6 protein-coding genes are annotated in these 6,441 nt (G+C 71.3%); 1 reads left to right on the forward strand and 5 read right to left on the reverse strand.

Annotated features, from left to right (window positions below):
• Window positions 1-19: 19 nt before the first annotated feature.
• Together AC1UE5_RS03485 and rlmN are read right to left on the reverse strand one after the other, a co-directional pair.
• A complete protein-coding gene (locus tag AC1UE5_RS03485) occupies window positions 20-1,948 on the reverse strand; it encodes a hypothetical protein (RefSeq protein ID WP_482920669.1) in 1,929 nt (642 codons plus the stop codon).
• A gap of 101 nt (window positions 1,949-2,049) precedes the next feature.
• The gene (gene rlmN / locus AC1UE5_RS03490) at window positions 2,050-3,036 is read right to left on the reverse strand and encodes a dual-specificity RNA methyltransferase RlmN (protein ID WP_482920670.1); all 987 of its coding nucleotides are present in this window, start codon (window positions 3,034-3,036) and stop codon (window positions 2,050-2,052) included.
• Between the two features lie 1,050 nt (window positions 3,037-4,086).
• Between rlmN and AC1UE5_RS03495 the strand changes: the two genes are divergently transcribed.
• A complete protein-coding gene (locus AC1UE5_RS03495) occupies window positions 4,087-4,863 on the forward strand; it encodes a pseudouridine synthase (protein ID WP_482920671.1) in 777 nt (258 codons plus the stop codon).
• A 71-nt stretch (window positions 4,864-4,934) separates the two neighbouring features.
• On the opposite strand, the gene AC1UE5_RS03500 is transcribed toward AC1UE5_RS03495, so the two are convergent.
• The 3 genes from AC1UE5_RS03500 to AC1UE5_RS03510 all read right to left on the reverse strand — a co-directional run bounded on the left by AC1UE5_RS03500 (window position 4,935) and on the right by AC1UE5_RS03510 (window position 6,430).
• Window positions 4,935-5,162: a hypothetical protein gene (locus tag AC1UE5_RS03500; protein WP_482920672.1), complete on the reverse strand. Its 228-nt coding sequence runs from the start codon at window positions 5,160-5,162 to the stop codon at window positions 4,935-4,937.
• A gap of 69 nt (window positions 5,163-5,231) precedes the next feature.
• Entirely contained in the window at window positions 5,232-6,182 is a 951-nt protein-coding gene (locus tag AC1UE5_RS03505; protein ID WP_482920673.1) for a hypothetical protein, read from the reverse strand.
• An 83-nt stretch (window positions 6,183-6,265) separates the two neighbouring features.
• Window positions 6,266-6,430 carry an integrase core domain-containing protein gene (locus AC1UE5_RS03510; protein WP_482920688.1) on the reverse strand — a complete coding sequence of 55 codons (165 nt, stop codon included), beginning with the start codon at window positions 6,428-6,430 and terminating at the stop codon, window positions 6,266-6,268.
• Window positions 6,431-6,441 lie beyond the last annotated feature (11 nt).

Below are 6,441 nucleotides of genomic sequence, written 5' to 3' on the forward strand. Positions count from 1 at the left end.
GGTTGGGAAGTTGTGCCGCCTACACGCCGACGCCGCCGCTGGCGTCGCCGTACCCGCCGTACCCGCCGCTCGCGTCCACGTCGCCGCCGGCGAAGCCCGACTGGCTGTCGCCGTTGCCCTCGCTCGCGCCCGCGTCGCTCGCGTCGTGACCGAGGCCGCTGTCGCTCTCGCTGCGCCCGCCGGCCTCCGGCGAGTCGGCGAACCCGCCGCCTGACGCCTCGCCGGCGTCGCTGTCGCTGTCGCCCACCGGGCCGCCGGCGTGGCCGGACTGGCTGTCGCCGTTCCCGTTGTCGCTGTCGCCCGCGCCGGAGTACGAGTCGCTCCCGCTGCCGCCGTCGCCCACCGGACCGCCGGCGTGGCCGGAGACGCTGTCGCCGTTCCCGCCGCCGGCGTGGTCGTCGTTGTCCTCGCTCGACGCGCCGGAGTCGGAGGCGTCGTGCGAGAGGCCGGAGTCGCTGCTGCCGCGCGCGCCCGCCTCGGGCGAGTCGGCGAAGCCGCCGCCGGTGGAGTCGCCCGCGGCCGGCGCGTCGCGCACGTCGCGGTCGACCTGGTCGGCGACGCCGTCGGTGTCCTTGTCGACGTCGACCTCGCCGGGCTTCTGGTCCATGTCGTCGGGGACGGTGTCCTCGTCGCTGTCGCGGCCGATCGTGATGTCGGAGCGGTCCGGCGTGCCGTCCTTGTCGCTGTCGAGCCCCGCGCCGTAGCGGCCGCCGACCTCGGGCGACTCCTCGAACGAGCCGTCCTTGTGGCCGTCACCGTCGGAGTCGAGCTCGCCGGGCGGGGTCTGCGGCGTGCGCTCGACCTCGAACGTCCAGCCCACCGAGGCGTGGCCGCCGGGCGCGCCGTAGCCGGGGATCGAGCGCCCGAACCGGCTCTCCGTGTCGACCTTCCCCTCGTCGTCGGTCGTGACGCCGGTGCGCGCCCAGCCGCTGTTGTACTGCGCCTCGGCGCTGACGCCGTTGCGGTCGAGCGTCACCGTTCCGCGGGCACCCGGCAGCCGGTCGCGAGGGAAGCTGCCCATCTGGGGGAGCTGCACGCTGCCCGAGATCTCCGCGTGCGGCCCGAGCGTCGGCATGCGCGCGTCCGGCGCGTACGTGAGCGACGAGTCGCGGCCCCACCCGAGCTCGAGCGTCCAGCGCTCGCGCTGCTCGTTGGCGGTGACCGTCACGCCCCCGCCGCCCCACGGCGTGTAGGCCTCGATCCCGGCGCGCACGCCGCGCTGGTCGTCGGGGAGCGGCGCGGACTCGACCGGCCCGACCGGCGCCGCCTCGACGGGCGTGGCGGGCTCGACGGTGAGCGTCGGCTCGGCGGCGGGCAGCGGCGCGGACTCGACCGGCCCGACCGGCGCCGCCTCGACGGGCGTGGCGGGCTCGACGGTGAGCGTCGGCTGGGCGGCGGGGAGCGGCGCGGACTCGACCGGCCCGACCGGCGCGCCCGGCAGCGGGTCGACGACCTCCGGCTGGACCGGCGCGAGCGGCGCGGCCTCGACCTCGCCGACCGGGGCGGCAGGCACCGGTGCGACCACCTCCGCCGGCACGGCGGGCGCGGGCTGCGCGGCGGGTGCCGCGGGCGTGGGGGCGGGGGCGGGAGCCGGCGCGGCGACCGGGGTCAGCACGGCGGGCGCGGGGGTCAGAGCGGGCGCGGGCGCCGGCGTGGGGTGCTTCTCGCTGCCGCTGTCGTCCTGCGGCGGGCAGTGCAGCCACGGCGGCACGGGCCGCGCGCACACCTCCGCACGCGCCTCGACCGCGCTGGGCGCGCTCGCCTCGCGCGCCTCCCCGTCGGCCACCGCGGCCACACGCTCCGGCGCAGGCGCGGGCGCGGACGACCCCGCCTCCGACGACAGCGCGGGCACGGCCGCTCCACCCACCGCGGCCCCCACCGCCACGGCCAACACGGCCGTCCGCACGCGCGGCAGCCTCACCTTGCCGATCCGTGGCACGTCGACCACGTGATCCCTCGGACCTTCGAACACGACGGCGCCTCCCCAGGCTTCGTGGACGTTCGAAGCCGGAGGCTAACCCGGACAGCGCTGCTCTTGTTGCGAAAAGGCTAAGCCTTCGCCGCGGCGAGCTGCCCGCAGGCGGCGTCGATGTCGCGCCCGCGCGTCAGGCGCACGGTGACGGGCACCCGGTGCTCCTCGAGCACCGCGCGGAACGCGTCGATCGCCTCGCGCGACGACCCGTCGTAGCCGGTCCCCGTCGGGTTGTACGGGATGAGGTTCACCTTGAAGATGTCGTCCTGCCGCAGCAGGTGCGCGAGCTGAAGCGCCTGCTCGTACTGGTCGTTGACGCCCGCGAGCATCACGTACTCGATGAACACCCGGCGGCGCTTGACGGCGTGCCAGCGGCGGCAGGCGGCGAGCACGTCCTCCATCGGGTAGCGCTCGTTCAGCGGCATGATCTTCGAGCGCAGCGCGTCCTCCGGCGCGTGCAGCGACAGGGCGAGGCGGATCGGCTCCGGCTCCTCGATCAGCTTCTCGATGCCCGGCAGCCAGCCGACGGTGGAGATCGTCGTGCGCCGGTGGGTGATGCCGAGATCCGGCAGCCGGCGCGCCGCGGCCATCACGTGGTCGAAGTTCATGAGCGGCTCGCCCATGCCCATGAAGACGCAGTGGTCGACGTCCTCGAAGCGGCGGAAGTGCAGTGCCTGGTCGAGGATCTCGCTCGCCGTGAGGTTGCGGCCGAACTTCATCTTGCCCGTCGCGCAGAACGTGCACGTCAGCGGGCAGCCCGACTGCGACGAGAGGCAGAGCGAGCGCCGGCCGTCCCGGTAGCGCATCAGCACGGCCTCGAGGGGCCGCCCGTCGTGCGTGTGGAACAGCGTCTTGATCGTGCCGTCCACGGACCTCGCCTCGTGCACGACCGTCAGCGTCGAGAACGGCACCTCGTCGGCCAGCCGCGAGCGCAACGTGGCCGGCACGTTGGTCATCTCGTCGTAGCCGGAGGCGCCGCGCGCGGCCCACTCCCACACCTGCTTGGCACGGAACGCGGGCTCGCCTGCGGCCTCCAACGTCTGCTGAAGGCGAACGATGTCCACACTGCAAGCCTAGGAGGTTCGCGCGCGACGACCGCTGTGTTCATCGAGGATCACACAGTGTTGCCCGGGTCCAGGGGGTATCGAAGAAGTGCGTCGGCAGGCGGGCAGTTGCGTGTGCGCGCATAGCTGACGTCCGATCCGTCTTGCGCTTCCTCTAGCGTTACTGACGGTCGACGGAGTAACCAGGCCTAGGTGCTTGCCGGCCCCTCGACTGACATAGCGATCAGCCAAGCGATCTGTGGGCCAAGGTGCCCGCCGGGCCAGGTGCCCATGGATCTCGCGGCCCGCACTAGCGAAGCCCCAGTGGCGACCAGGCGTCGACTCACGCGGGCTAAGCACCACCGGTTCGATCCCTCGACTGACGCTCAGGGAGCGGTGGCCATCCGAGCGTCAGTCCACGAGGGCGTGCCCCGTGGGTCGTTCCTGTTCCGCACCGACAAAGGCGGTCCACCAATGCAGGACCCAAAGACCAGCGCCTCCGCTCCGTCCGCTATGCGAAGGGAGCGGATCATGTCCGCCATCGCACAGGGCCTCATCTCACGCGTGATCACGGACGCGATCATCGGACTCATCAAGCATCTGTAGACATCTGCGCCATTGCCACCTGGGTCGCCGAGGACTTGACGCGGTGGCTATTCACTGGCGGGCATGGCAAGAGTGGGACGCCAGTGGCCGAACGTGCGTTCGCGAGTCGCGTTTTTGTTCCAAAGAGCGGGGCGACTGCGCGGCTCGGCACTGTTTCCCCTGCAGTCCGTGCGATCCTGGATCGCGTCCTGATCGGGGCCGCACGGAGGCTCCGGGGTAGACCCAGCGTAGGCCGCTGGCAGACGCCCCGGAGCACTCCCCCAACTTCGGGTTGAGACCCGAAGCTCGTGCGTCGGACTGTACGCATCAACGACGGGCGGCGCACGCACCACATAGGTCTCGCGCTCGCAAACTCGACGGTCTTTCTGTTGCGGGAACTAGATCGGCTGCGGGTGCGGCCTCGCCTCATCAGCGCGTGGGGTTGGACCGCCGCACACCGCGAACCTCGCGTAACACTGCAAGGGTATGCGCCTCCAGAAGTACCTCGCTCACGCCGGCGTCGCGAGCCGTCGCGCGGCCGAGGAGATCATCCGTGCCGGGCGCGTGAGCGTCGGCGGTGAGACCGTCACCGACCCCGCGCGGGACGTCGACGACCGCAGCGACGTCCGCGTCGACGACCGCCGCGTCAAGCGGGAGGAGGAGCACGTCGTCTACGCGATCAACAAGCCCGCCGGCGTCGTCTCCACCGCCAAGGACACGCACGGGCGCCGGACGGTCGTCGACATGCTGCCCAACGCGGGCGTGCGCCTGTACCCCGTCGGCAGGCTGGACGCGGACTCGACCGGCCTGCTGCTGCTCACCAACGACGGCGACCTCGCCGACCGGCTCACCCACCCGCGCAACGAGGTCCCCAAGACGTACCGCGTGAAGGTCCGCGGCGGGATGGTGCGGGAGACCAAGCTGCGCCAGCTCCGCGACGGCGTGCAGCTCGACGACGGCAAGACCGCCCCCGCGCAGGTCCGCCAGCTCGAAGCCGGGCTGCTGGAGGTCACGATCCACGAGGGCCGCAAGCACCAGGTCAAGCGGATGCTCTCAGCCGTCGGCCACGACGTGCTCGAGCTGCACCGCATCCGGTTCGGGCCGCTGGGGCTGGGGGAGCTGCGCCCCGGCGCCGCCCGGCGCCTCAGCGAGGCCGAGGTGCGGCGCCTGCGCGGCGCGGGGAAGAGGCCGGTGGCGAAGGGGCCGGCGGGGAAGGGGCCGTGCGGCGGCGCCTCAAGCCCACGCCGGCCAGGGCGTCGTTGAACGTGGAAGGCGCGGAACTCCGGGGCCTACCGCGCAAGCGCGCCCTGGCTGCCGGGGCGCACACTCCGCCGTCAGCTCTGCCGGGCGCGGCGGCGTCCTAGGGCGCTTCCGGGGCGAGGAGCTTGAAGTGCACCTGCGATCCACCCCAGCCCGCCGGTGAACAGGCCGACGGCGAACCATCCCCACCTGCCCTTGAGAACTGTGATCACACCAGCCACCGCCAGCGCCGCGGCGAGCATGCTCCAGAGGATCAACCCGATGCTTGGAGCGGTGGTGAAGGAGGAGTCGGCGAGGATCATGGTCACCGTATTCTGCAGTGTCTAAGCGGTACTCGGGCTCCACCGGAGCGGAGCCCGAGGATCATCAGGTCAGACTCCGCAGGTCGCCCCTCGCTCGCGCTTCTGGTAGGCGCAGATGCTGCCGTCGTACTTGGCGACGACACCCCAGTCCACGGTCATCAGGTCCTTGCCGACCGAGGCCGGACCGATTCCGAACTCCCCGCGGAACTTGAACTGGGCGTGACCGTCGAGTGCTCCGCGCCAGTGACCGTGGTAGCTCAGGGTCTCCGGCAAGAAGCGCTCGCCCGTGGTCTTGATCGACGTGAGGCCGAGGATGTGCCCGACGAACGACACCCACGACTCGACCCGGTTGGCGTACTGCGAGTCCAGACTCACCTTGACCTTCGACCGGTTCCAGCAGAAGCGGTAGAACAGGTGCCCACCCCCGTAGCCGATCACGCGATTCGTCCACCGGACGCGCTTGCACGCTGGTCGCACGGCAGCCGCGACCGCATCCGGATCGCCGTTGTCCGGGTCTCCACCGTCGTAGATCTGTTCTCCGTCGGCGTACGCCGGAACCCAGGCGGCGCTGTGCGGGTCGGGAGTCCAGTACGGCACCCACCGAGCGACGACCATCCTCGTCGCGTAGACGGGGTAGTAGAACTGCAGCCACACAGGCCCCCAGTCCCACCTCGGCCAGTACGCGACGTAGCCGCTGCTCCCGTAGATGACGTTGTGCCAGCCGCCGCCGGTCGGCGCGCAGTACATGATGTGCCAGCAGTACGCCACGTGCCAGTTGCCGATGTAGGACGAGCCGACCGCCCAATGGTGGATGTACGTCTCAGGCCGCAGGTCTGGGTACCACCCGAGCGTCCAGCGCGTGTACACGACCTCATACGAAGGGTCCGCTGCGATCGGGTACGCGACGTCCTCGTCCTGGTGGTCGACGTGCATCGTGATCACATCACCCTCGGCTTTAAGCGTTGTCTCGACCGGGGAACCCTCCGCGTCGATCGACTTCGGCGCGGTGACCTTGGCCACGACGACTCCGGTCTCGTTCGCCTCGGCAGCGTTGTTGACGTTGGCGGAGTTGACGAGCGACTGAGAGGTCGACGATGCCTGCTCTAGCTGTAAGTCCCGAGCAGGTTGTTCAGTCGCTGGGCCGGGGTTTGGCGGCTGAGGGCGCTGTGTTGGCGGCGATGGTTGTAGTGCCAGAGCCATCCGTCAAGGGCTGCGGTGCGTTCTGCGCTTGAGCGGTAGATCGCGCCGTAGGCCCAGCCGTCGAGCATCGTGCGGATGA

It is taken from the genome of Parviterribacter multiflagellatus (genome assembly GCF_056863265.1).

What these genes read in the sequence shown, in the direction of transcription:
- AC1UE5_RS03500 (WP_482920672.1), bottom strand. Translation starts at nt 5,162, where the DNA reads ATGATCCTCGCCGACTCCTCCTTCACCACCGCTCCAAGCATCGGGTTG.
- AC1UE5_RS03510 (WP_482920688.1), bottom strand. Translation starts at nt 6,430, where the DNA reads ATGCTCGACGGCTGGGCCTACGGCGCGATCTACCGCTCAAGCGCAGAA.
- AC1UE5_RS03495 (WP_482920671.1), top strand. Translation starts at nt 4,087, where the DNA reads ATGCGCCTCCAGAAGTACCTCGCTCACGCCGGCGTCGCGAGCCGTCGC.